General features: G+C 72.3%; 22 protein-coding genes. 5 read left to right on the top strand and 17 right to left on the bottom strand.

Features of this window, described 5'->3' with window-relative positions:
• Positions 1 to 308 precede the first annotated feature (308 nt).
• Positions 309 to 1,514: an amino acid deaminase/aldolase gene (locus ACQPZK_RS02140; protein ID WP_433536672.1), complete on the top strand. Its 1,206-nt coding sequence runs from the start codon at positions 309 to 311 to the stop codon at positions 1,512 to 1,514.
• Positions 1,515 to 1,531: 17 nt separating this feature from the next.
• Here ACQPZK_RS02140 and ACQPZK_RS02135 read toward each other — a convergent pair whose 3' ends face one another.
• The gene (locus tag ACQPZK_RS02135; protein ID WP_433539083.1) at positions 1,532 to 2,122 is read right to left on the bottom strand and encodes a TetR family transcriptional regulator; all 591 of its coding nucleotides are present in this window, start codon (positions 2,120 to 2,122) and stop codon (positions 1,532 to 1,534) included.
• A 226-nt stretch (positions 2,123 to 2,348) separates the two neighbouring features.
• On the opposite strand from ACQPZK_RS02135, the gene ACQPZK_RS02130 reads away from it, so the two are divergent.
• Complete coding sequence (locus ACQPZK_RS02130) at positions 2,349 to 3,665, top strand: D-arabinono-1,4-lactone oxidase (RefSeq protein ID WP_433536671.1); 1,317 nt, start codon at positions 2,349 to 2,351, stop codon at positions 3,663 to 3,665.
• 99 nt (positions 3,666 to 3,764) lie between these two features.
• Here the strand turns inward: ACQPZK_RS02130 and ACQPZK_RS02125 are convergent, their stop codons facing one another.
• The 7 genes from ACQPZK_RS02125 to ACQPZK_RS02095 form a co-directional block, all read right to left on the bottom strand.
• The gene (locus ACQPZK_RS02125; protein ID WP_433536670.1) at positions 3,765 to 4,994 is read right to left on the bottom strand and encodes a CapA family protein; all 1,230 of its coding nucleotides are present in this window, start codon (positions 4,992 to 4,994) and stop codon (positions 3,765 to 3,767) included.
• Between the two features lie 80 nt (positions 4,995 to 5,074).
• Positions 5,075 to 7,912, bottom strand: coding sequence for a type I DNA topoisomerase (topA, locus tag ACQPZK_RS02120; protein WP_433536669.1), 2,838 nt, complete (start codon positions 7,910 to 7,912; stop codon positions 5,075 to 5,077).
• Between the two features lie 413 nt (positions 7,913 to 8,325).
• Positions 8,326 to 9,090, bottom strand: a complete 765-nt coding sequence (locus ACQPZK_RS02115; protein ID WP_433536668.1) for a hypothetical protein — start codon at positions 9,088 to 9,090, stop codon at positions 8,326 to 8,328.
• On the bottom strand, positions 9,081 to 9,623 hold the full coding sequence (locus ACQPZK_RS02110) for a hypothetical protein (protein ID WP_433536667.1): 543 nt from the start codon (positions 9,621 to 9,623) through the stop codon (positions 9,081 to 9,083). The genes ACQPZK_RS02115 and ACQPZK_RS02110 overlap by 10 nt, the downstream gene beginning before the upstream one ends.
• Positions 9,624 to 9,724: 101 nt before the next feature.
• On the bottom strand, positions 9,725 to 12,073 hold the full coding sequence (locus ACQPZK_RS02105) for a sodium-translocating pyrophosphatase (RefSeq protein WP_433536666.1): 2,349 nt from the start codon (positions 12,071 to 12,073) through the stop codon (positions 9,725 to 9,727).
• Between the two features lie 322 nt (positions 12,074 to 12,395).
• Entirely contained in the window at positions 12,396 to 12,830 is a 435-nt protein-coding gene (locus ACQPZK_RS02100; RefSeq protein ID WP_234584146.1) for an ATP-binding protein, read from the bottom strand.
• Entirely contained in the window at positions 12,830 to 13,186 is a 357-nt protein-coding gene (locus ACQPZK_RS02095; RefSeq protein ID WP_355049272.1) for an STAS domain-containing protein, read from the bottom strand. The genes ACQPZK_RS02100 and ACQPZK_RS02095 overlap by 1 nt, the downstream gene beginning before the upstream one ends.
• A 132-nt stretch (positions 13,187 to 13,318) precedes the next feature.
• Here ACQPZK_RS02095 and ACQPZK_RS02090 point away from each other — a divergent pair, with 132 nt between their 5' ends.
• The 3 genes from ACQPZK_RS02090 to ACQPZK_RS02080 all read left to right on the top strand — a co-directional run bounded on the left by ACQPZK_RS02090 (position 13,319) and on the right by ACQPZK_RS02080 (position 16,780).
• Positions 13,319 to 15,661 carry a DEAD/DEAH box helicase gene (locus ACQPZK_RS02090; RefSeq protein ID WP_433536665.1) on the top strand — a complete coding sequence of 781 codons (2,343 nt, stop codon included), beginning with the start codon at positions 13,319 to 13,321 and terminating at the stop codon, positions 15,659 to 15,661.
• 99 nt (positions 15,662 to 15,760) lie between these two features.
• Positions 15,761 to 15,964 (top strand): hypothetical protein, encoded by a 204-nt coding sequence (locus ACQPZK_RS02085; protein WP_433536664.1) that lies wholly within the window; start codon positions 15,761 to 15,763, stop codon positions 15,962 to 15,964.
• Positions 15,965 to 16,201: 237 nt separating this feature from the next.
• Entirely contained in the window at positions 16,202 to 16,780 is a 579-nt protein-coding gene (locus ACQPZK_RS02080; protein ID WP_433536663.1) for a hypothetical protein, read from the top strand.
• Positions 16,781 to 17,001: 221 nt separating this feature from the next.
• Here the strand turns inward: ACQPZK_RS02080 and ACQPZK_RS02075 are convergent, their stop codons facing one another.
• The 9 genes from ACQPZK_RS02075 to ACQPZK_RS02035 all read right to left on the bottom strand — a co-directional run bounded on the left by ACQPZK_RS02075 (position 17,002) and on the right by ACQPZK_RS02035 (position 23,861).
• Complete coding sequence (locus ACQPZK_RS02075) at positions 17,002 to 17,463, bottom strand: Rv3654c family TadE-like protein (protein WP_433536662.1); 462 nt, start codon at positions 17,461 to 17,463, stop codon at positions 17,002 to 17,004.
• Positions 17,463 to 17,813, bottom strand: a complete 351-nt coding sequence (locus ACQPZK_RS02070; protein WP_433539082.1) for a TadE family type IV pilus minor pilin — start codon at positions 17,811 to 17,813, stop codon at positions 17,463 to 17,465. The genes ACQPZK_RS02075 and ACQPZK_RS02070 overlap by 1 nt, the downstream gene beginning before the upstream one ends.
• 77 nt (positions 17,814 to 17,890) lie before the next feature.
• On the bottom strand, positions 17,891 to 18,058 hold the full coding sequence (locus tag ACQPZK_RS02065) for a DUF4244 domain-containing protein (RefSeq protein ID WP_234584142.1): 168 nt from the start codon (positions 18,056 to 18,058) through the stop codon (positions 17,891 to 17,893).
• A 22-nt stretch (positions 18,059 to 18,080) separates the two neighbouring features.
• Positions 18,081 to 18,719 carry a type II secretion system F family protein gene (locus ACQPZK_RS02060; protein WP_433536661.1) on the bottom strand — a complete coding sequence of 213 codons (639 nt, stop codon included), beginning with the start codon at positions 18,717 to 18,719 and terminating at the stop codon, positions 18,081 to 18,083.
• Entirely contained in the window at positions 18,719 to 20,005 is a 1,287-nt protein-coding gene (locus ACQPZK_RS02055; RefSeq protein ID WP_433536660.1) for a type II secretion system F family protein, read from the bottom strand. The genes ACQPZK_RS02060 and ACQPZK_RS02055 overlap by 1 nt, the downstream gene beginning before the upstream one ends.
• A complete protein-coding gene (locus ACQPZK_RS02050) occupies positions 20,002 to 21,213 on the bottom strand; it encodes a TadA family conjugal transfer-associated ATPase (protein ID WP_433536659.1) in 1,212 nt (403 codons plus the stop codon). Before ACQPZK_RS02050 ends, ACQPZK_RS02055 begins: the two co-directional genes overlap by 4 nt.
• Entirely contained in the window at positions 21,210 to 22,310 is a 1,101-nt protein-coding gene (ssd, locus tag ACQPZK_RS02045) for a septum site-determining protein Ssd (protein WP_433536658.1), read from the bottom strand. The genes ACQPZK_RS02050 and ssd overlap by 4 nt, the downstream gene beginning before the upstream one ends.
• 222 nt (positions 22,311 to 22,532) lie before the next feature.
• Positions 22,533 to 22,670 (bottom strand): hypothetical protein, encoded by a 138-nt coding sequence (locus ACQPZK_RS02040; RefSeq protein ID WP_433536657.1) that lies wholly within the window; start codon positions 22,668 to 22,670, stop codon positions 22,533 to 22,535.
• Positions 22,671 to 23,267: 597 nt separating this feature from the next.
• Complete coding sequence (locus tag ACQPZK_RS02035) at positions 23,268 to 23,861, bottom strand: hypothetical protein (protein WP_433536656.1); 594 nt, start codon at positions 23,859 to 23,861, stop codon at positions 23,268 to 23,270.
• Between the last annotated feature and the right edge of the window lie 109 nt (positions 23,862 to 23,970).

Below are 23,970 nucleotides of genomic sequence, written 5' to 3'. Positions count from 1 at the left end.
CGAGCGAATCGCGGCGTAGCCGGACGCATCGACCTGACCACCGCTGGACTGGTTGGCGGCGCTGCCCGACTGGTCACCCGCGCGCGACACGCCGGGCGACTCGCCGCTGTTCTGGCTTTCGATGGCCGTACCTCCACGTGCCGGCCCATCGCTGGGCACCCCCGGTGGAACACTCTAAACCCGGTGGGGGCCGCCCCACCGGCGACATTCTCCTGCTCGCTGAGCCTAGGCCGCCGACGGCATCGACCGCAGCCCGGGACGTATGCGAGGGTATTTCGCATTCATCGTCGGACAGTTAGCGTGCACACGTGGCCATCGAAAGCGACAAACTGCGCGAGCGCCTGGACCGGGCGACCGCCCATCTCGACCCCCCGTACGCCGTGGTGGATCTCACCGCCTTCGACGCCAACGCGGCGGCTCTGGCCGACCGCGCCGCCGGCAAGCCGATCCGGCTGGCCAGCAAGTCGGTACGCAGCCGGGACCTGATCGCCCGAGCGCTTCGCCGAGCCGGCTGGCAGGGCGTCATGGCGTTCACCCTGCCCGAGGCGATCTGGCTGGTCCGGGCCGGCCTGAGCGACGACGTGCTGGTGGCGTACCCGACCGCCGACCGGGCGGCGCTCACCGAACTGGCGGTCGACCCGACGCTCGCCGCCGCGATCACTCTCATGATCGACGGTACCGGCCAGCTCGACTTCGTCGACGCCGTCCGCGCCCCGGGGCAACGCGCCGAGCTGCGACTCTGCCTGGACCTGGACGCCTCCTGGCGACCGCTGCGTGGTGTGCACGTCGGCGTCCGCCGCTCGCCGGTGCACAGCGCCCGGGCGGCCGGCGCGCTCGCCGCCACCGTCGCCGACCGCGCCGGCTTCCGGCTGGTGGGGCTCATGTCGTACGAGGCGCAGATCGCCGGGCTGGGCGACGCGCCGCCGGGGCGGACGCTGCTGGCGGGCGCGATCAGGCTGGCCCAGCGCGGCTCCTACCGCGAGCTGCTGGCCCGCCGTGGTGCCGCGGTGGCAGCGGTACGCGAACACGCCGACCTGGAGTTCGTCAACGGCGGCGGCACCGGCAGCGTGGCCGCGACCAGCGCCGATCCCGCGGTCACCGAGGTCACCGCGGGATCGGGCCTGTACGGGCCCACGCTGTTCGACGCGTACCGCGCCTGGCGGCCCACCCCGGCGGCGTTCTTCGCCTGCGCGGTGGTCCGCCGGCCGACGCCGGAGTTGGCGACCGTTCTCGGAGGCGGTTGGATCGCCTCCGGCCAGGCCGCCGACAGCCGACTGCCCCGACCGTGGCTGCCGGCCGGCCTGAAGCTCGTGGGCACCGAGGGCGCCGGCGAGGTGCAGACCCCTCTCTCCGGCGCGGCGGCGGCCGCCCTGCGCGTCGGCGACCGGGTGTGGTTCCGACACGCCAAGGCAGGTGAGCTGTGCGAACGGGTCAACGAGCTGCACCTCGTCGAGGGGGATACGGTCGTGGCGACCGTGCCCACCTACCGGGGCGAGGGCCACGCCTTCCTCTAGGTGCGCGCACCGCCAGGTCAGGCGGACTGGGCGGCCTCGGCGTGCTGCTCGCTCTCACACCCGTCGACCTGGCGGTGCAGGTACTCCCGGATCAGCGCCTTCGCCTCGAGCAGGACCCGCTCGTCGCCGTCGGACTTCCGCCGGAACGCGAGCTTGATCAGCGCGTCGGCGGCTTCCACGGCGATCTCCAGGACGAAGCGCAGCTTCGGCACGTCGGTCAGACCGAAGCGCTCGGTGAGCACCCGCGCCAACTGGTCGGCGATGACGCCGTTGTTGTCGCGCTGCTCGTCGAGCAGGTGCAGGTCGACCACGTCGCCGAAGTGCAGGGTACGGAACCCGGGGACGGTGCGGTGCATCGTGATGTACTCGTCGATCCCCGCGTCGACGCCGTCCCACCAGTGCGTCATCTCGTCGGAGGCGAAGCGCTCGTCGAGCCGTTGCAGGTAGGACTCCATCGTGCGCAGGGTCAACGCCTGCACGATCGCCCGCTTGTCCGGGAAGAACTGGTAGACCGACCCGATCGCCACTTCGGCGCGCTCCGCGAGCAGGGTCGTGGTCAGCCCCTCGTACCCCACCTCGTCGACGAGTTCGGCGCAGGCGTCCAACATGCGCTGTACCCGCGCGACACTTCGACCCTGCACCGGTACGCGGCGCAGCGGCCCGGTCGTGGCGGCTGGTGTGGACACTCGGCGCCACCCCCCTTCGACGGATGAACATATCTCCACGTCACGAGTCCGTGACTACCGGTACAACGAGCGGACCGCAATTGCGGTATTTACCAGGGACAACGTTCCTGATATGAAGTCAGTTCATATTCATGAATGAGGAGTGCGCATGGTCGGCACCGCACCGCTCACGGCCCCCTGGTCCAACTGGGCCGGCAACCAGCGTGGCAGCGCCACCGCCATCCTGCGGCCCGGCTCGCCGGACGAGGTAGCGGAAGCCGTCCGGGACGCCGCCGCCACCGGAAGCCGTATCCGTGTCGCGGGCAGCGGCCACTCGTTCACCGCCGTCGCCCTCGCCGACGACCGGCGGATGGAGCTGTCCGAGCTGGAGACCGGCGTCAGCGTCGACGTCGCGCGCCGGCTGGTCACCGTACCGGCGGGAATGCCCCTGCGCACGCTCAACGGACTGCTCGCACGGCACGGCCTCGCGCTGCCCAACCTGGGCGACATCGACGCGCAGACCATCGCCGGGGCCATCTCCACCGGCACCCACGGCACCGGCGCCGGCTACGGCTGCCTCTCCACCTTCGTCGAGGCGCTCACCCTGGTCACCGGCACGGGCGAGGTGCTGCGCTGCTCCGCCGACGAGCACCCCGACGTCTTCGCCGCCGCCCGGGTCTCGCTCGGCGCGCTCGGCGTCCTGGTCGACGTGACCCTGCGGTGCGTGGACGCCTTCGTCCTGCACGCCCACGAACGCCCCGCCGCCCTCGACGAGGTGCTCGGTGACCTGCCCACATTGATCGGCCGCCACGACCACGTCGAGTTCTACTGGTTCCCCTACACGTCACGGGTCCAGGTCAAGGCCAACGACCGGGTGCCCGCCAACGACCGGCCGCTGTCCCGCTGGCGCGGTTGGCTGGACGACGACTTCCTGTCCAACAGGGTCTTCGCCGGCGCCTGCCGCCTCGGCCGGGCCGTGCCCGCCCTGGCACCCGGCATCAGCGCCGTCTCCGCCCGGGCGCTCACCGAACGGCGGTACACCGGACGCTCCGACCGGGTGTTCTGCACCCCGCGCCGGGTCCGCTTCGTCGAGATGGAGTACGGCCTCCCCCGCGCGGCGCTGCCCGAGGCGCTCACCGCGCTGCGACGGATCGTCGACGGGCTCCCGTTCAAGATCCTCTTTCCGGTCGAGGTGCGCTTCACCGCCGCCGACGACATCTGGCTGTCCCACGGCTACGGCCGGGACAACGCGTACATCGCCGTACACCAGTACGTCGGCATGCCGTACGAGCCGTACTTCCAGGCGTTCGAGAAGGTCACCGCCGCGCTGGGCGGCCGCCCGCACTGGGGAAAGCTGCACTACCGCGACGCGGCGTCCCTCGCCGAGGCGTACCCCCGCTTCGCCGACTTCCAGACCGTCCGCGACCGCCTGGACCCCCACCGCGTCTTCGCGAGCGCGCACCTGACCCACATCCTCGGCGCCTGAGGCGTCAGACGTCCAGGACGACCCAGACCCACTCGCCAACCCGGCCGGCACGGTCGGCCTGGAAGTCACGCACCATCGCCGGTCGGGCGGCGGTGGCGCTCAGCCGCCCGACGCCACCACCTGGTCCGGGCCGGCGCCGAGGGCCCGGACGTAGCCGAGCACCCGCTGGTACGCCGCCCGGTAGTCGCCCCGCCGACCTGGCGGCGTGCCCGGGTCGGCAAGCGCCGCGGTCAGGTCCACCAGCCGAAGGGCCGGCGCCAGGTCGGTCCAGGTCGGCAGGGCCTCCATCCGGGTCACCGTCCAGTGCCCCGGGGTGGTCTCGGTGAAGGTCGCCCGGGCCATCACACCCTCGCGGTTGTCGTCGATCGGCTCCGCGTGCCGGGCCAACTCGTTGCCCATGCCGAAGACCACCCACTTGTCGCCGAAGCGTTGGAACGGCTGCACCGCGTGGGCGTGATGACCCAGGATGAGGTCCACGTCGGGCGATGAGATCAACTGTCGGGCCCAGGCCCGCTGGTCGGCGTCCGGCAGGTGCTGATACTCCGTACCCCAGTGCAGGCTGAGCACGACGATGTCGGCGCCGGCGGCGCGCGCCTCGTGGGCGGCGGCGAGGATCTTGGGCGGATCGATCAGGTTGGCCAGCCACGGCTTGCCCTGAGGGCGACTCAGCCCGTTGAAGTTCAGGCTGTACGCCAGGTGGGCGACGCGGACGTCGCCGACCTGGTAGATCCGGGGCCGGGCCGCCTCGGCGGCGCTGCGGGCGCTGCCGGTGTGTCCCAGCCCGGCGGCGTCGAGTGCGCGGAGTGTCCGGGCCACTCCGTCGGCCCCCTGGTCGAGGGTGTGGTTGGAGGCGGTCGAGCAGCCGTCGAATCCGGTGGTGCGCAGCCCGTCGAGCACCTGCGGGGGCGCGTTGAACGACGGATAGCCGGCGAACGGGCCGGCGGGGTCGGCCAGTGGCGTCTCGAGGTGGCACAGCGCCAGGTCGGCGTCGCGGACCGCCGGGGCGACCCCGGCGAACATCGGGGCGAAGTCCATGCCGCCGGCACGGGCACCGTCCCGGCGCGCCTGGTCGGTCACCGCTGGATGGATCAGAACATCGCCGGCGGCGACGAGTCGCACGGTCCGCCGACTGGCGGGATCCCGGGGGGTCGGCCCGGTGGGCGACCCTGAGGCGACGGTCTGCGGGAGAGCGTGCGACGCGGTGGCCCCGGCCGGCCCGGAACTCTCGGCATCCATCGCCCAGAAGCCGACCGTGGCCACGGCAAGCAGCAACGCTCCGGCCGAGGCGCCGACGAGAACCCGGCGACGCTTGGCGGCATTGGCGAACATCCCCTCACGTTAGGGAACCTCCACCAACCCCCGATCCCAAATAGGACATTTCAGCCATTAGGGACAGGGGTGCGTGACCATCACTCCTCGGCGGGCCTTGCGGCGGTGGCCTTCTTCGGGGCCGCCTTCTTCGCCGGGGCCGCCTTCCTGGCCGCCGTCGCCTTGGCGGTGGTGGTCTTCTTCGCTGCCGTGGACTTGCTGGCGGCGGCCGTCTTCTTGGTGGCCGTCGCCTTCTTCGCCGGGGCCTTCTTCGCGGCCTTCTTGCGCGGCGCCGGACCCTTGGCCCGCTTGTCGGCCAGCATCTCGGACGCTTCCTCGATGCTCAGCGCCTCCGGCGTCTGCCCACGCCGCAGGGACGCGTTGACCTCGCCGTCGGTGACGTACGGACCAAAGCGCCCGTCCTTGATCACCAGCGGCTTCTCGGTCAGCGGGTCGACGCCCATCTCGCGCAGCGGCGGGGCGGCGGCCCGGCGGCCCCGGGTCTTCGGGGCGGCCAGCAGGGCCAGCGCCTCGTCCAGGGTGACCGTGAACATCTGCTCTTCGGATTCGAGCGAACGGAACTCCTCGCCCCGCTTCACGTACGGACCGTAGCGACCGTTGTTGGCGAACACCTCGACGCCATCGGGCGCGGTGCCCACCAGCCGGGGCAGGCTGAGCAGCCGCAGCGCCTCGTCGAGGGAGAGCGATTCCGGCGTCTGCGAGCGCAGCAGCGAAGACTTGCGCTCGCCGCTGGAGACGTACGGGCCGAAGCGGCCGGACTTGAGCACGATCGGCTCGCCGGTGGCCGGGTCGTCGCCGAGCTTGCGCTCGCCGCTGCCGCCGAGGAACAGCTCGTGCACCTTCTCCGGGGTCAACTCGTCCGGAGCCAGGCCCTCGGGGATCGGCGCCCGGTCGCCCTGAGGGCCGGCCTCCTCGCCCTCGGCCGGAGCGGCAGGCGTCTCGCCGGGGACCGCCCGCTGGAGGTACGGCCCGTACCGGCCGACCCGGACGACGACCTCGCGGCCGTCCTCGTCGGTGAAGAGCGGGATCGAGTTCACGCTGCGCGCGTCGATCTCGCTCAGGTTCTCGGTGACGAGCTTCTTGAGCCCACCGGAGCGGGCGATGTCCTGGTCACCGGCGCCGTTGGCGCTGCCGAAGTAGAACGCGGTGAGGAAGTCGACCGCGGCGTGGTCACCGCCGGCGATCTCGTCCAGCTCGTTCTCCATGCTGGCGGTGAAGTCGTAGTCGATGAGGCGGGGGTAGTGCCGCTCCATCAGGCCGATCACCGCGAAGGCCAGGAACGTGGGGATCATCGCCTGGCCGCGCTTGGTGACGTACCCCCGGTCCTGGATCGTCTGCATGATCGACGCGTACGTCGACGGGCGCCCGATGCCCAGCTCCTCCAGGGCCTTGACCAGCGACGCCTCCGTGTAACGCGACGGCGGCTGGGTGTGGTGGCCCTGCGCGGCCAGCTGCTCGGCGGTCAGCGGCTGGTCCTTGACCAGGGTCGGCAGCCGGCGCTCGGCGTCCTCGGCCTCGGCGTTCTCGTCGTCGCTGGACTCGACGTACGCCCGCAGGAAGCCCGGGTCGGTGATCGTCTTGCCGGTCGCGCCGAAGTCGGCCTCCTCCTGGGAGGTGGAGACCGCGCGGATGCGCACCGACACGCTGGAGCCGACCGCGTCGGTCATCTGGGAGGCGATGGTGCGCCGCCAGATCAGCTCGTAGAGCTTGAACTCCTCGGCGGACAGCTCCTTGGCCACCTCGCCCGGGGTACGGAAGTTGTCCCCCGCCGGGCGGATCGCCTCGTGCGCCTCCTGGGCGTTCTTGACCTTGCCGGTGTAGCGGCGGGGCTCCGGCGGGACGCTACGCTCGCCGTACAGCTCGACGATCTGCCGGCGGGCCGCCGAGATGGCGGTCTCCGACAGGTTCACCGAGTCGGTACGCATATAGGTGATGTAGCCGTTCTCGTAGAGGCGCTGCGCAGTGCGCATCGTCTGCTGCGAGGACAGGCGCAGCTTGCGGGCCGCCTCCTGCTGGAGCGTGGAGGTGATGAACGGCGCGTACGGGCGGCGACGGTAGGGCTTCTCCTCGACCCGGGTGACCGTGAACGGCCGCCCGTCGAGCCGGGCCGCCAGACCCCGGGCACCACCCTCGTCGAGGTGGACGACGCCCGCGCCGGCCCGGACCTTGCCGGTGGTCGGCTCGAAGTCCTTACCGGTGGCGATCCGGTCGCCGTTGAGCGCGATCAGGGTGGCGTTGAAGGTACGCGGCCCCTCACCGGCGTTCGCCACCGCGAGGGTGGCCAGGATGTCCCAGTACTCGGCGGTGCGGAACGCCATCCGCTGCCGCTCCCGCTCGACCACGATCCGGGTCGCCACGGACTGCACCCGGCCGGCCGAGAGCTTCGGCATGACCTTCTTCCACAGCACCGGGGAGACCTCGTAGCCGTAGAGACGGTCGAGGATGCGCCGGGCCTCCTGGGCGTCGACCAGGTCGCGGTCGATCTCGCGGGGGTTGGCCACGGCGGCCTGGATCGCCGGCTTGGTGATCTCGTGGAAGACCATCCGCTTGACCGGCACCTTGGGCTTGAGGGTCTCGACCAGGTGCCAGGCGATCGCCTCGCCCTCGCGGTCCTCATCCGTCGCCAGGAAGATCTCGTCGACCTCCTTGGCCAGCTTCACCAGTTTGCTGATCTGCTGCTTGCGGTCGGCCGAGACGACGTAGAGGGCGTGGAAGCCGTTGTCCACGTCCACCCCGAGGCGGGCCCAGGACTCGCCCTTGTACTTGGCCGGCACGTCGGCGGCGTTGCGCGGCAGGTCGCGGACGTGACCGAAGCTGGCCTCCACGACGTACCCCGGGCCGAGGTAGCCCGAGATCGTCTTGGCCTTCGCCGGTGACTCGACGATGACCAGACGGGTGGTTCCAGCGTTGCTCGGCACGTCTCTCCCCGACCTCACTCCTGCTCGTGGTCCGCCGGCGCCTTACGACAGCGACCGCTCTCGACCCCGCCGTGGCACCGGCGGTCCGGATGTCCAACGTAACGCGCCGTCCGCGTTTCGGGTTTCGCGGGCGGCAAACCGCTGCGGCGCGGCGGTCGACTCCCGCCCGCCGTGCTCGACACTGCCGGACGGCGCCACCGTACACCGTGGGTAGGGCTCGAAGCGGGTCACTGTGACGATGGCGGACCCCCAACCAGCCCGTCCAAGCCCAGCTGTCCAACACCAGACACCCCGCCCCACGCCACCCCCGCTCGCGTCGATCATGGGGTTGTGGTGGGCGTTCAGGCCCCGAAGGGGGGATATGTCCACCACCACAACTTCATGATCGACGCCCGTCAGCGCCGAGCGACGGGTCAGGGCCAGGCGTCGGGCGGCGTGGCGGGGGGTGGGGGGCCGACCAGCTCGGCGAGGCGGGCCAGGCGGCGGCGGCCGGTGATCCGGTACGCCGGGCCGCCCTCCTCGGGGCCGAGCAGCGTGCCGGCCAGGCCGGCGGCGGCGAGGGCCGCGCCGACCGCGTCCCAGGACCGCTGGTCGTCGGCGCCGAGGCGGAGCAGGAAGCCGGTGGGCGGCTCCGGCGTCCCGGCGGCGGCGAGCCACAGCCGCAGCCGCCGGCCGGTCAGGTGGAAGGCCGCCGGAGGACGCTTCGTCGGGCCGTCCAGCCAGGCGACCGCGAGCGGCTTCAACAACCGGGTGTACGACGTCCGCACGGCGTGCCGCTGGTCCTCGGTCGGCTCCCAACTCGCGGCCAACCCGCGCAGGGCCAGTTCGGCGACGAGCACGTGCACCCGCCAGGCGGCGTCCACCCGTACCGCGAGTCGGGCGGTGCCACCCATCCGGACGACCTCGCCGGGCCCGGCGAGCAGCCCGGCCAGATCGGCGACCGATGGATCGGCGGCGTCCGCGCCGAAGAAGACGAGTTGGCGTCCCGCGTCGTCGGCCCGGGGTGGCCTGGGCTGGTTCGGGTCGGACCGGTCCGAGCCGCCACGCCGCCGACTCGCGCCCGGGACAGCCGGGTCGGTGGCCGACGGGTCGGCGCGCGCCGGCTCGGGCTCGGGTACGGGGAACAGCGCCGGCAGCGACTGCGCGGCCGGCGTGTCACCGAGCCCGTTCAGCGACACTCGGGCACCTCGTCGAAGGCCTGTTTCAGCTCCTCGGAGTTGAGCTTGCTGGTGTCCAGCGCGCTGGCGTCGTACTCCTTGTTCAAGGTGTTCACGGCGGCCCGGACGCCGTCGTAGAAGGCGGCCGGTTCGTCGGTGCCCAGGCCCTCGATGGCGTCCCGGGCCCGGCCGTAGGCGTCCCGCATCTTCTCCAGCGACCCGCGGAAGCCCGCGGAGATGGCCTCGCCGTTGTCGGTCTCCGGGACCCCGGCCTGCTCGACCTTGCGGCGCGCGGTCTCGCTGGCCTGTTCCGCGCCACCGAAGAGCCGCACCAGGTTCTCCTTGGCCTGCGCCGGAGTGGTCTGCGCCGTCATCTGCTGATCGGTGCTGCTGGTCAACTTGCTGATCTCGGAGCGCCACGGGGTGAGCGCGCCGCAGACCGAGGCGGCCCAGGCCCGTGGGCTCGGTCCGCCACCGCAGCCGGCGAGGACGACGACGAGCGTGGCCAGGACCACCGTGAGCTTTCCGGCGGCAGACGCCTGGCACGTACGCATGCGTTGCAGCGTACGACCTTCGGCCAGGTGTGGCACCGGTCCGGATGGCCGGGGTCCCCGCCCGACGGGTGCGTCGAGCGGGGACCCCGGTACCGCCGGTGTCAGGCGTTGACGGTCTCCGGACGGTGGTCGGCGCTGCCCGCGCCGGTGTCGGAGTCGTCCATGGCGATGCCCTTGCGCTTGCTGAAGACCACCGACGCCACGATGATCAGCGTGGCGACCAGCGCGATGCCCACCCGCAGGCCGACGTTGCGGTCGTCGCCGACGCTGTACGCCACCACGGCGGGCGCGATCAGCAGCGAGACCAGGTTCATCACCTTGATCAGCGGGTTGATGGCCGGGCCGGCGGTGTCCTTGAACGGGTCACCGACGGTGTCGCCGATGACCGTCGCGGAATGCGACTCGGAGCCCTTGCCGCCGTACGCGCCGTCCTCGACGAGCTTCTTGGCGTTGTCCCACGCGCCGCCGGAGTTGGCCAGGAACACCGCCATCAGGGTGCCGGCCCCGATCGCGCCGGCCAGATAGGAGGCCAGCGCGCCCGGGCCGAGCCCGAAGCCGACCGCGATCGGCGCCAGGATGGCGAGCAGGCCGGGGGTCATCAGCTCGCGCTGCGCGTCCCGGGTGCAGATGTCGACGACCTTGCCGTACTCCGGGCGCTGGGTGCGGTCCATGATGCCGGGCAGCTCACGGAACTGCCGGCGTACCTCCATCACGACCGCGCCCGCCGAGCGGGACACCGCGTTGATGGCCAGCCCGGAGAAGAGGAAGACGACCGCCGCACCGATGATCAGCCCGACCAGGTTGCGCGGGTTGGCCACGTTCAGCGAGTTGAGGATCTCGGTACCGACGTCGCCCACGCCGGCGTCCGCGTACGCGGTGCGCAGGGTGTCCGTGTACGAGCCGAACAGCGCGGTCGCGGCGAGGACCGCCGTGGCGATCGCGATGCCCTTGGTGATCGCCTTGGTGGTGTTGCCGACCGCGTCCAGCTCGGTGAGCGTCCGCGCGCCGTGCTCGTCGATGTCACCGGACATCTCCGCCACGCCCTGGGCGTTGTCGGAGATCGGCCCGAAGGTGTCCATGGCGACGATGACGCCGACGGTGGTGAGCAGGCCGGTGCCGGCCAGCGCCACCGCGAACAGCGACAGCGTGATGGAGCTGCCGCCGAGCAGGAACGCCCCGAAGACGCCGGCGCCGATCAGCAGCGCCGAGTAGACCGCCGACTCCAGGCCGACGCTGATGCCGGCGAGGATGACGGTGGCGGCGCCGGTCTGGGAGCTCTTGCCGATGTCCTGCACGGGACGCTTGTTGGTCTCGGTGAAGTAGCCGGTCAGCGCCTGGATCGCGGCGGCCAGCACGATGCCGATCACCACCGCGCCGATGGCCACCAGTCGCGGGTTGCGGTCGACGTCGGTGAGGCCACCCTCCAGGTCGGCGAAGGTCGCCGGCAGGTACGCGTACGCGGCGATCGCCACCAGCACCGCCGAGATCACGGCGGAGATGTAGAAGGCCCGGTTGATCGCGGTGAGGCCGTTGCGGTCGGAGGCGCGCAACCGGGTGATGAAGACGCCGACGATGGCGACCAGCACGCCGATCGTGGAGATGATCAGCGGGAAGACCAGACCGTCCTCGCCGAACGCGGCCCGGCCGAGGATCAGCGCGGCCACCAGCGTCACCGCGTACGACTCGAACAGGTCGGCGGCCATGCCGGCGCAGTCGCCGACGTTGTCGCCCACGTTGTCGGCGATGGTGGCGGCGTTGCGCGGGTCGTCCTCGGGGATGCCCTGCTCGACCTTGCCGACCAGGTCGGCGCCGACGTCGGCGGCCTTGGTGAAGATGCCGCCACCCACCCGCATGAACATCGCCAGCAGGGCGGCGCCGAAGCCGAAGCCCTCCAGCACCGTCGGCGCGTCACCCCGGTAGACCAGGACGACCAGCGCGGCACCGAAGAGGCCGAGGCCGACGGTGAGGAAGCCGACCACGCCGCCGGTGCGGAAGGCGATCTTCATGGCCGCCTCGCGGCCACCCTGTCGCTCCCGGGCGGCGGCGGCAACGCGCAGGTTCGCGCGGGTCGCCAGCCACATGCCGGCACCACCGATGGACGCGCTGAACACCGCGCCCACCACGAAGAAGAGCGAGCGGCCGAGCTTCACGGCCGTCTCGCTGCCGTCGGTGTCGTGCACCGGCAGCAGGAAGAGCAGCACCACGGCGACGACGACGAAGATCGCCAAGGTGCGGAACTGGCGGAGCAGGTAGGCCGAGGCGCCCTCCTGGACCGCCCCCGAGATCTCCTGCATGTTGGTGGTGCCCTTGCCGGCTGCCAGCACGGCCTTCGTCAAAGCGGCGGCGAAGACGAGCGCCACCAGCGCGATGACCGCGGCGATGACGACGTACGTGACATTGCTTCCGGTAAGGGAAAGCCCGCCGCCATCGGCGGCCAAGGTCTCGGACATCTGTGTCCTCCTGTTACCGAACACTCGCGTCGACGGGTGGAGACGCACCGGTCGACGCCTGGATGCGGACTCGCAAGCGCGCGCCAACCCACCCCAGCGGACCAGCGATGACCACCCATACCCGCTGGCTGCGGGTTGGATCACTTGCTGACAACCCGGGTACTGTAGCCCTCCACAGTGTTCGAGGTCACAGGCAGGGGGCACCGTGTCTCGATGATCTTCGTCGCTGTGTTATGAAACGAAATCTGATATAGGGCCCGATCCATGACGACAAGGCCGCATCCCCAGCGGGGACACGGCCTTGTGAGTTGTCGTTCGGAAATCAGCGCCCGACGGGCCACACCATTCGCACCTCGGTGCCGATGCCCTCGTCGACCGGGCGCACCTGAAGGTCCTCGACGAAGCCCGCGAGCAGGGCGAACCCGACGCCGGTCGTCAGCGCCTCGTCGGTCAGCGACTCGTTCGCCAACTCGTCCGGCGGCAGCGCCGCCAGCCCGATGCCGGCCTCGATCGGCGCCCGGTCCACGACCCGCACCGCGTACGTGCCGCCGTCGGACATCTCCACCAGCACCGGATCGGCCAGGCCGTACTGGCGGTGCAGCGCGACCGCCCGGGTGCACGCCTCACCGATGGCCAGGCGCACCTCGTCCAGCAGGTCCTCGCGGACACCGGCCCGCCGGGCGACGGCCACGCCGACCAGTCGGGCGGTACGCACGTGCACCGGGGCCGGAGAGAAGGAGAGCCGGACCGTCGCCATCACGCGTTGGCGCCGCTCGGGCCCGCGCCGGCCGCCGCCTCGACCGTGGCGTGCAGCGGGAACACCTGGTCCAGCGCCGTGATCCGGAAGATCTTGAGCAGCGGCTCCTTGTCACAGACCAGGGCGAACGAGCCGCCGGCCGTCCGCAGCCGCTTGTGCGCGCCCACCAGCACGCCCAACCCCGTGGAGTCGAGGAAGTCCACCCGCCCGAGGTCCACGATCACGTGCCGCGCGCCACCGTCGATCAGTTCGAGGAGACGTTCGCGGAGCCGGGGCGCGGTGTAGACGTCCACCTCACCGCCGACCTCGAGCACCGTGTGCTCGCCCACGGTACGCGTCGCCAGCGACAGCTCCATCGGTCCTCCTCGCCAGAGCCGTAAACTCTCCTGGGCATCTAACCACTACCGCCGGGACACCCTGCGGTCACCGGCGGCGGCTATCCCCTTACCCCCGGGCCCGGCTTTTCATCTCCGAACACCAGTGCGAGAGTGCAGGACGTGACTACCTCCCCGCCGGTCGACCTGCTGCGCCGGCTGCGCGCACGGGGCGCGGGCGACCCGGTCACCCACGTCGAGCGGGTGCCCGCCCGCGTCGGGGTGCCGGCACCGTGGCCGGCGTGGGCGCCACCGGAGCTTCCGGCGGCGTTCGCCCGCCGCGGCGTGGTCGCGCCCTGGCAGCACCAGGCCGAGGCGGCCACCCTGGCGTACGAGGGCCGCCACGTGATCGTCGCCACCGGCACCGCGTCCGGCAAGTCGCTGGCGTACCAGCTCCCGGCGCTGGCCACGCTGCTCGCCGACCCCCGGGCCACCGTGCTCTACCTCGCGCCGACCAAGGCCCTCGCCGCCGACCAGCTGCGGGCCGTCGCCGACCTGGAGCTGGAGGGGGTACGCCCCGCCTGCTACGACGGGGACACGCCACGCGCGGAACGGGAGTGGATCCGCCGACACTCCCGCTTCGTGCTGACCAACCCGGACATGCTGCACCACGGCATCCTGCCCGGCCACGCCCAGTGGTCCGGGTTCCTGCGCCGACTGGCGTACGTCGTGATCGACGAGTGCCACACCTACCGGGGCGTGTTCGGCTCGCACGTGGCGCACGTGCTGCGCCGGTTGCGCCGGCAGTGCGCCCGCTTCGGGGCCAGCCCGGTGTTCGTCCTCGCCTCGGCCACCTCCGGCGACCCGGCGACCGCCGCCACGCGACTCACCGGCCTGCCGGTGACCGCTGTCACCGAGGACACCTCGCCGCGCGGCGGGGTGACCTTCGCACTCTGGGAACCGCCACTGCTACCACCCGACTCGGGCTCCTCTTCGCCGGTCCCGCCGCAGGCGACGGGCGACCACGACGACCTCCACCAGGTCCGCCGGTCGGCGCTGCGCGAGACCGCGGACCTGCTCGCCGACACGGTCGCCGAGGGGGTACGCACCCTCGCGTTCGTCCGTTCCCGCAAGGGCGCCGAGGTGGTGGCGGCCAACGCGCGCCGGGCGCTCGACGACGCCGTGCCCGGGCTCGGTGACCGGGTGGCCGCCTACCGGGGCGGCTACCTGCGCGAGGAGCGGCGTGAGCTGGAACGGGCGCTGCTGCACGGTGACCTGCTCGGCCTGGCCTCCACCAATGCGCTGGAGCTGGGCGTGGACCTGGTGGGGCTGGACGCGGTGCTGATCTGCGGCTATCCGGGCACCCGGGCGTCGCTGTGGCAACAGGCGGGCCGCGCCGGACGTTCCGGCCAGGAGGCCCTCGCGGTGCTGGTGGCCCGGGACGACCCACTGGACACCTACCTGGTGCACCACCCGGAGGCGATCTTCGGTGCGCCGGTGGAGGCGACGGTCCTCGACCCGGCCAACCCGTACGTGCTGGCCCCGCAGTTGGCCTGCGCCGCCGCCGAGGCACCACTCACCCCGGCCGACCTGGCGCTCTTCGGCGACGGGGCGAAGGAGGCCGTGGACGAGCTGGTGGCCGCCGGGGCGCTGCGACAGCGGCCCACCGGCTGGTACTGGCGGCACCGCGAGCGCCCCGAAGTGGATCTGCGCGGCGAGGGCGGCGCACCGGTCTGCGTGGTGGAGTCGGCCACCGGCCGCCTGCTCGGCACGGTCGACGGCAGCTCGTCCCACTTCCTGCTTCACCCCGGCGCGGTCTACCTGCACCAGGGCGTCTCGTACGTGGTCGACCAGCTCGACCTGGCCGACGGCTGCGCGCTGGTGCACGCCGAGGAGCCGGACTGGTCCACCCACGCCCGGGACGTCACGGACCTGTCGGTGGTGTCGGTGCGCTCCTACGTCGACGCCGGGCCGGTCGGGATGTTCCTCGGCGAGGTGGACGTCACCAGCCAGGTGGTGTCGTACCAGCGGCGCAGGATCGCCACCGGCGAGGTGATCGACACCCGACCGCTGGACCTGCCCACCCGGGAGCTGCGCACCGTGGCGGTGTGGTTCACGCTGTCCGAGCGGTCGCTGACGTCCGCCGGGGTGCAGCCGGCCGACGTGCCGGGTGCGCTGCACGCCGCCGAGCACGCCGCGATCGGCCTGCTTCCGCTGATGGCGACGTGCGACCGGTGGGACATCGGTGGCCTCTCGACCGCCCTGCACCCGGACACCGAGGCACCGACGGTCTTCGTCTATGACGGGCACCCGGGCGGCGCGGGCTTCGCGGAGCGCGCCTACGGGACGGCGTCGGCGTGGCTGCGGGCCACCCGCGACGCGATCGCGGAGTGCGGCTGCGAGACCGGCTGCCCGTCCTGCGTGCAGTCACCGAAGTGCGGCAACGGCAACAACCCTCTCTCGAAGCCGGACGCGATCCGGGTCCTCGACGTGGTGCTGGGGAATCTGCCCTCCTGAGTCACCTTGCATGAATCCCGGTGGCACTGGGCACAATGGTGTGGGAGCGCTTCCATCGATGCTTGTGTTGTAGTTCGCCCCCGCGCCCGAGGAGAAGTTGTGGCCGACACGATCGCTGAGACCGTCGACCTGCTCTACACCATCGACCAGGAACACCTCACCCTCGACCAGCAGATCGCGCTCGGGGCCGCGCTGGCCGCGCTGGCTCAGGCCGAACGGCTGGAGCAGATCAACGAGAGGCTGCGCGGCATCCACCAGGTGCTCAACACCTGGTCGCTGCGGTCGACGGTGGACAGTCGCTGAATCACGGCGTGACCGGTCCGGCCGGGCGGACCGGTCAGGTGGGACAGCCTGGCGATCGGGTCAGGCGGGCCGCCGAACGCGGCCGGCGGAGCGGGCCGGTCAGGGCGGGCCGGTCAGGGCGGGCCGGTCAGGGCGGGCCGGTCAGGGCGGGCCGGTCAGGGTGGCCGGTCGGGCACGGGCCGACGAGGGTTGACCGGCTGTGCGAGACTCCGGCGCGACACCCCCTGAGGAGACCAGATGCAGCTCGACAACTTGCAGACCCTGCAGCAGTTCCACATCCGCCAGCGGCTGCGGATGATGGTCAACCAGTACGAGGTCCGGGCGGTCGCGCCGGACGGCAGCGAGGGCGAGCTGCTCGCCTTCGCGCAGCAGAAGCGGCTCGCCTTCAAGGAGCAGGTGACGATCTACACCGACGACTCCAAGCAGCAGCCCCTGCTCGGTTTCAAGGCCCGCCAGCGCATCGACCTCGGCGCCACGTACGACGTCACCGACGCGACCGGTAACCCGATCGGCCTGTTCCGCAAGGACTTCGCCCAGTCTCTGCTCCGCTCCACCTGGCACGTCGAGCAGGCCGGCCTGCCGCAGGTGACGGGTCAGGAGCGCAGCCTGCCGGTGGCGCTGCTGCGCCGGTTCGTCGACTCGCTGTCCTGGCTGCCGTACCACTTCGACTTCCTCGCCGGCGGTCAGCCCGTCTTCTCGGTGGTCAAGAAGTGGGGCCTTCGCGACAAGTACGTCGTCGACGTGCAGAACCCGCAGATCGACCGCCGCCTCGTCATCGCCATGGCCGTCGCCCTCGACGCTCTCCAGTCCCGCTGACGCACCGGCTGGCGTTCTAGCCACCCCGCCCGCGATCTTGCACTTTGTGCGCCGGCATAGGCCACGAAAGCCACATCTCGTCGACACAAAGTGCAAGATCGGCGGAGCTACCCCCTCAAGCTCGGCCGGCGGGGCGGGGCTCACAGCTGCGCCCCGCCGCCGACGCTGCCAGTCCAACCCGACCCAGGCTCTACCCACTCCGATCCGGCCGGGTCTGCCGTTCAGCCGCGCACCGGCCCGGCGCGGGCCGTCGACGTGGCGACCCGTGTCAGACCCGGAACCGGCGTGAACGCCACCTCGACGGTCACCAGCACGTCCAGGCCGTCGACGACGCAGTCGACCATCCGGCCGGCGTTGCGCTGGGCGATGTCCGCAGCGGACGCGCACGCCACCACATCACCGTCGAGCGCTCGGGTGGCCCCGGCCAGCGCGCCGAGATCAGCGGCCACCGCGGCCCGCTGGGCTGCCACACCGGTCGCGGCGACGGCGGCGCCGAATGTCCCGACCAGCACGAACACCAGCCCCAGCGCGAGCAGCAGGATGGTCGCCCCACCCCGCTCCGTGTCTGCTCGGCCGTCAAGGTCTCGCCCGATGTCGGGGCTGCGGCTACGGAACTGACCACGGACTGGGCCGGTGCCATGGCTGCCGCCGTTACCGCCCGACCGTACCCTCGGCCGGGGCATCACCGGCTCATCTCTTGAGCGCCGGGTTCCACCGCTGCGACGGCGGTGGCCACCACGGTGATCCGTGGTAACCGGCCGCCCAGCGCACGAACGGGCGCCCGGACGGTCGCCTGCACCCGGTCGCCGTCGAACGACACCGACACCTCGGCCCCCGGTGGCGCGACCTGCGCACCGCCCGCGTCGCCGGCACCCCGGGCGGCGGCGAGCGCGGCTTCGCGCGCGGTGTGCAGACAACTCGCCTGCGTGCTGACGGCGTTCACCGCCGTCAGGCCGGCGAGCAGGAGCAGGAGAAGCGCCGGCAGGCCGGCCGCCAGTTCGGCGGTGAAGGTTCCCCGCTCGCCGCCGACGATGTGGGCCCACCGGCCACCGTCGGACGCGCGCCCGGGAGCGTCCGGGTTCCGCGTACGGTCGACCTGCCGGCGCCCGATCACTTGAGCGCCCGGTCGATGACGGCGGTCAGCGCGGACTGGACGTTGCCGGAGGTCAGCACCTTCAACAGGATCCCGGCGAAGGCCACCGCGGCGAGCGTGCCGACGGCGTACTCGGCGGTGTTCATCCCGTCGTCGCCGCGCAGTCGGGCGATGAGTTTGCGCATGGATGTTCCCTTCCTCGATGGGTCAGAGCACGTCGCCGAGAACGGCGACGATCACCGGCACCAGGCCGGCGAGAATGAACGCGGGCAGAAAGCAGAGCCCCAGTGGCAGCACGATGAGGACGCCCGCCCGACGGGCCGACGCCTCGGCGGCGGTGGCCCGGTCGGCCCGCAGGTCGTCGGCGAGGCGGGTCAGCGCACCCGCCAGCGCCGCGCCGCTGTTGGCCGAGCGGAACGCCGCCGCAGCCATCCGATCCGCCCCTGGCACACCGTCCAACGCCGACCACGCCTCCACTGGGCCGCCACCGAGGAGCAGCGTGCGGCCCACCCGGGCGAGTCGGGTGGCCAGCGGGCCGTCCAAGGCCTCGGCCACCGCCAGGACCGAGCGGTCCACCGGTGCGCCGGCCCGCATCGCCGCCGCCAGGAGGTCGGCGGCGAGCGGCAGGTCGGCGGCCTCCCGAAGCCGCTTGTCACGTACGGCGGGAGGCTCGATCCGCCGCAGCGACACATCCAGCAGAACGGCGACCGGAACCGCGCCAAGCATCCCGAACCAGCCCTCGACCAGCACTGCCACGGCAAGCCCGGCCATGCCTGCCGCGAGTCGGATCGCATCCGGGCGGCGGCGTATGCCCGCAGTCCGGCGAATGCGCACCGGCGGGGACATCAGGTGGTCCGCCCCGGTCCGGCGCCCAGCCGCTCGGCCCAGAACAGGCCGACGATCTGCAGGGCGACGGCGAGGACCGCGCACACCCCACCGACCGTGTCGTGCAGGAGCACCGCCAACGGGTCGACCCCGATCCCGTACCCCAGTCCGATCCCACCGATCGGCAGAGCCGCCAGCAACCAGGCTGTCGCGCGTGCGCCGGCCGCCTGTGCCGCTGCGGCGGCCAGCCCACGGTCGGTCGCACGGGCATCCGCCTCGATCCGCTCGACCAGCTCCGCCAGCGGCGCGCCGGTCCGATCCGCAAGTCGCACGGCGGCCGAGGTCAGGTCGCGAAGCCGATCGGCGCCGCCCACCGATGCTCCGGCCATCGGGGCGATCCCGAAGGCCGGCGGCACGGGCAGACCCGCCCGGAGGTCCGCCGCCAGACCACACAGCAGGTCCAGGGCGTGTCGTCGAATCAGCTCGGCCTGCCGATTCGTCCTCCAGCGCAGCAGGGCGCGGGTGGCGAGCGCGCCGTAGCCGGCCATCGCCACCGCGGCCACCGGGCCGCCGGCCACGCCGCCGACACCCGCTCCCGCAAGACCGACCAGGAGCAGCACACGACGCGGTGACCGTCGGACGCGTACCGGACGGGTCGCGAGCTGCCCACCGCCTTCCGGACCCGCCGGCTCTGCGACCAGCCTGCCGCCTCCCGGACCCGCCGGCTCCTCGAACAGCCCGCCGGCCGCGTGGCCCGCCGAGTCCGCGAACAGCCCGCCGGCCGCGTGGCCCGCCGAGTCCGCGAACAGCCCGCCGGCCGCGTTGCCCGCCTGGTCCGCGAACTGCCCGCCGGCTGCGCGATGCGGGGAGTCGACGGCCTTGAGGATCCCGGCCTCCGGCCCGGCGATGGCGGACGGGCGGCGCGAGTCCCGGCGGGCCGGCGGACGTCCCGGGCCGGCCGGTCGGGTGGGTCCCGCCGGTCCACCGGTCGCTCTCGATCGGGCCGGGCCGTCGTCCAGGTCCCAGCTGAACCAGGCGACCGCCGTCCGCCCACCGCTGGGCGTCGGCTGCGCGAGTACGCCCGGTTGAGCCGAGGCCGCCACACCATCCAGCGCCTCGATCGGACGGTCCTGCCCGCGAGCGAGATCCCTGATCCACTCGACCAGGGCGTCGTCCGGGTCGACACCGGAACGCCGTGTGGGCGCCAGCACCCGACGCCGGCGGTCCCTGATGCTTTTCGCCCGCCAGATCAACAGGATCGCGGTGGACAACAGCAGCGCCGCGACCAGCGCCATCGTGGCGTTCATGCCGGACCTGCCGATCCGGGCCACGGCTCGCTGAGGATCGGCGGAACCGCGACGCCCCGGTCCCGCAGCAGCGCGCCGAACGTACGGGCGGCCAAGCCCAGCCCTCGTCCACGTATCCAGGCGGGCACCACGGTGGCCAGGCGCTCCGGCCCTTCGGGGAGCAACAGACAGATCGATTCGAGGACGCGGCCCTGATCGCCGCGACGTACCTGAAGCAGGACCTGTAGCGCGGCGACCACCTGGGCGTGCAGCGCGGCGCGGGGCAGCCCGCCGAGCATGCCGAGCGCCTCCAGCCGGGCCGGCACGTCGTACGGGGTGTTGGCGTGCAGCGTCCCCGCGCCGCCGTCGTGACCCGTGTTCAACGCGGCCAACAGGTCGACCACCTCTGCGCCCCGGCACTCCCCGACGACCAGGCGGTCCGGGCGCATCCGCAGCGCCTGCCGGACCAGGTCACCGAGGCTGACGACGCCCGTCCCCTCGACGTTGGCGGTGCGGGCCTGGAGCCCCACCACGTGCGGATGCCCCGGCTGGAGCTCCGCCGCGTCCTCCACGAGGACGATCCGTTCGGTGGCCGGCACCAACCCGAGCAGAGTGTTGAGCAGGGTCGTCTTGCCCGAGCCCGTGCCGCCGGTGACCAGGTACGCCAACCGGGCTGCGACGACGGCGGTGAGCAGCGGTGCCACCGGTCGTGGCACCGTCCCCTGGCTGACCAGCTCGTCGAGCGTGTACGGGTGGTGCCGGAACGTCCGCAGGGACAGGTACGGGCCCTCGGTCGCGACCGGCGGAAGGACGGCGTGCAGGCGGGTGCCGTCGGGCAGTCGGGCGTCCGCGTACGGGGAGCCGTCGTCGAGCCGCCGACCAGCGCTGGCGATGAGCCGCTGCGCCAACCGGCGGACGTCGTCGACCGAGCCCACCGGGATCGCCACCTGATGCAGCCCTGTGCCCCGGTCGACCCAGACGCGTACGCCGTTGACCAGGACGTCCGTCACGTCTGGATCGGCCAGCAGCGGGGCGAGCGGTCCGGCGCCGACGAGGTCGTCGTGCACCCGGTCGGCGATCCGCAGGACGGCGGTGTCGCCCAGCACCGCGGCGGTGGGCTCGGCGCGTACGGCGGACACGATCGCCGCCGGGGTGACCGGGTCGGTGGCGGCGACGATCCGCTGCCGCACCCGGGCCGCGAAGGAGGAGTCCTCCGGCTGGCCGCTCATGCCGCACCGGTCGCGGCGCCGGTGAGGTCCGCGACGATCCGCTGGCACAGGGCGGCGAGCGGGCCCTTGCCCGCCGCCGCCGGGGCCTCGCCGCGTTCGAGGCCCCGGCAGAGCCCGGGCTCGGGACGCAGCGTGCCGGCCAGGGGCAGCCCGAGCGCCCGTGCCACCTCGGTGGCGCGTAACCGGCCGGGGGCGGGCCCGCGCACCACCACCGAGAGCGCGTCGCAGTGTGGTGCGGCCACGGCCACCACCCGGGCGGCGGCCGCGGTGGCCCGCAACTCCGCCGGTACGACGACGAACGCCTGGTCGGCCGCCTGCAACGCGACCACGGCGGCGTCGTCGAGCTGCCGGGGAAGATCGATCACCACGAAGTCCCGGCCCCGGTGGGCGGCGTCGACGGTCGCCGCCATGGCTGCGGCGGGCAGCGCCAGCATCTCGCCGCGGTCCCAGGAGAGCACCACCAGGTCGCCCCGACTGGGCAGGGCCTGTACCAGCGCGGGGGCGTCCACCCGTCCGTCCGCGCTGGTGAGCGACGGCCAGCGCAGCCCCTCCAACTGCTCCCAGCCGAGGACGAGATCGAGGCCGCCGCCGAGCGGATCGGCGTCGATGAGCAGGGTGCGCAGTCGGGCCCGCGCGGCGGTCACGGCGAGCCCGCCGGCGAGCACGCTCGCCCCGGCGCCACCTCGGCCACCGAACAGCGCGACGACCCGCGCCCCCGGGCCGTCCGGCTGGTCGGGGCCGTGCTCGGCCAGGCGGTCCACGAGCCAAGGCTCGGCGGCGGGCAGCGCGGCGACGTGTTCGGCGCCGATCAGCTCGGCGATCTGCCAGCCGGGGTCGATCTGGCCGGCCCTGCCGACGAGCACCAACCGGGACCGTTTCGGTAGTCGGGCCCGCAGACACGCCTGCGCCTGGTCGACACCGAGCAGCACCAGCGGCGCGGAGACCCAGCGGGTGCGCGCCGCGGCCGGGTCGGCGGCGAGCTCCACCTCGGCACCGCCGGCAGCGGCGAGTCGGAGCAGGTCGTCGAGCAGGTCGCCGTCCCCCGTGACGACCAGAGGGAGCCGTCGGATCGGCGGAACGGAGGTACGGGGTGCCATCGCGGCCTCCAGCGGTCGGGATCGGATGCACCGCCGACCCTGCTCGCCACGAACCCACGCCGCGCCCCGGAGCGGGTCGCCTGTGGACAACTTCGGGGCCTGTGGACAACGCCCGCCAAGACTCTTGATCTGCTATGCGCGCTGGCGTTCGCGCAGCTGGCGGCGCTGCCGCAAAAACACAGCAGGGCCGCTCCCGAGAGAGCGGCCCCAGAAAATCGCCGGTCAGCCGACGCGATCGGTCCAGGCGGCGTCGCTGATCATCGTCCGAAGAGACCGCGGCATCGGCCCGCCCAGCGCGGGGTTGCCGCAGATCGTGGCCTTCGACCAGGTGCTCGGCGAGGTGGCGGACCAGGCCGACACCTGGGACGTCCGTGCGGCTGCCGCTGCGTCAAAGCGGCCTGCCGACGAGCGTTGGGACCTCACCGACGAAGACGAGTGGCGGAGGCGACCGCCCAGGCTCTTCGAGCTGATCCACGCCCGACGACTCGCGGCCCGGCAGGAAGGGCGGGAGCGCTCCCCCGAAAGGGACGACCCCCGTCGGGGGGAAAGTGACCTGACGTAGCAGCGAGTGTGATCAAGTGCCGTACCGCGTGGTCAGACGTACCGGTCATGTCGTTGAGCATGATCGAGAGCTGCCGCGCGGTACGGCACTTACTGACGATCTGCTGACTCTCGAATGAGGCGCTGCGGGTGCCCGAGGACGGCCGGAGGCCGCCCGCAGGGCAGGCCGCAAGCGGGCCGCGTTCCGAACCCCTGCCTCGCAAGATCAAGACTGCTGTCGCCCAGCGTCGGTGACAGTCGTTGGCCTGCTCGCCGCGTCGTCTCTCGTCGACCACACGCTGAGCCGGTCGGTCAGCTTGGCTGTACGGATGGCTGTACAGCCAAGCCACCGCAGCAATCGTCCTCGGTCTTGTTTTGCTGCCAGCGTTACGCAGTTTGCGACCGGGTACAGCCTCGTCAGTGGAACTGGGACAGCCGCCTAGTCGACTGCTCCATTTGACGAACGATTCCGGGAAGCACCTCAGCGGCGTGGGCGAGAGCTCTGGCGCTCCTATCGAAGCTGTCCGCACCAAACACCTCAGCCGAGTAGGCCAGCGCCCGCACCGTCCGGGCGTCGACGCCACTTTCGGACGACGCCATCGTACGGATAATCTGCTTCAACTCGGCCACCGTCTCAGCCGTGACGGTTCCCGTCTCCTCCAACTGCTTTGTGATGATCTCCAACCGCTCTAATGGTGGAGCCGCAAGCTCGGTCAGCGCCCTCATCAAGGTGTCCACGTCGGCGACCTTCAGCCGGTTAAGCACGGAGGTATCTGCTCCCTCGTGCTCAACCTTCCACTGCTTCAGCAACTCCGGTGGGTACAGCCGAGCATCCCCGTCAACCTCTTCATGGTGACCAAGGCAGAGCAGGACAAGGTTCGCGAAGGAGTCGCGCTCCTCGGCGGGTAGGTCCTCGCGGTACCGGGCGGCACCCGGCCTCACCCCGTAGATGTGGGCGGCCTGAGCGTTCTTCTGGTAGACGCCGGGCCGAACTTCGAGCACGACCGGCATAGGACAACCCGGCGCGTAGCACTTGCCGTTGCTGACGGCCCAGAGGGCAGCCACCGTCGCAGGAGGAAGCTTCTTACGGACGCCAGCGCCGTCGGCGCGAGGCTGGGGA

Source organism: Micromonospora sp. CA-249363, assembly GCF_050950185.1.
GTDB lineage: Bacteria > Actinomycetota > Actinomycetes > Mycobacteriales > Micromonosporaceae > Micromonospora.
Note: the sequence above shows the minus strand (reverse complement) of the source record. Positions and strands in the feature narration are given on the sequence as shown.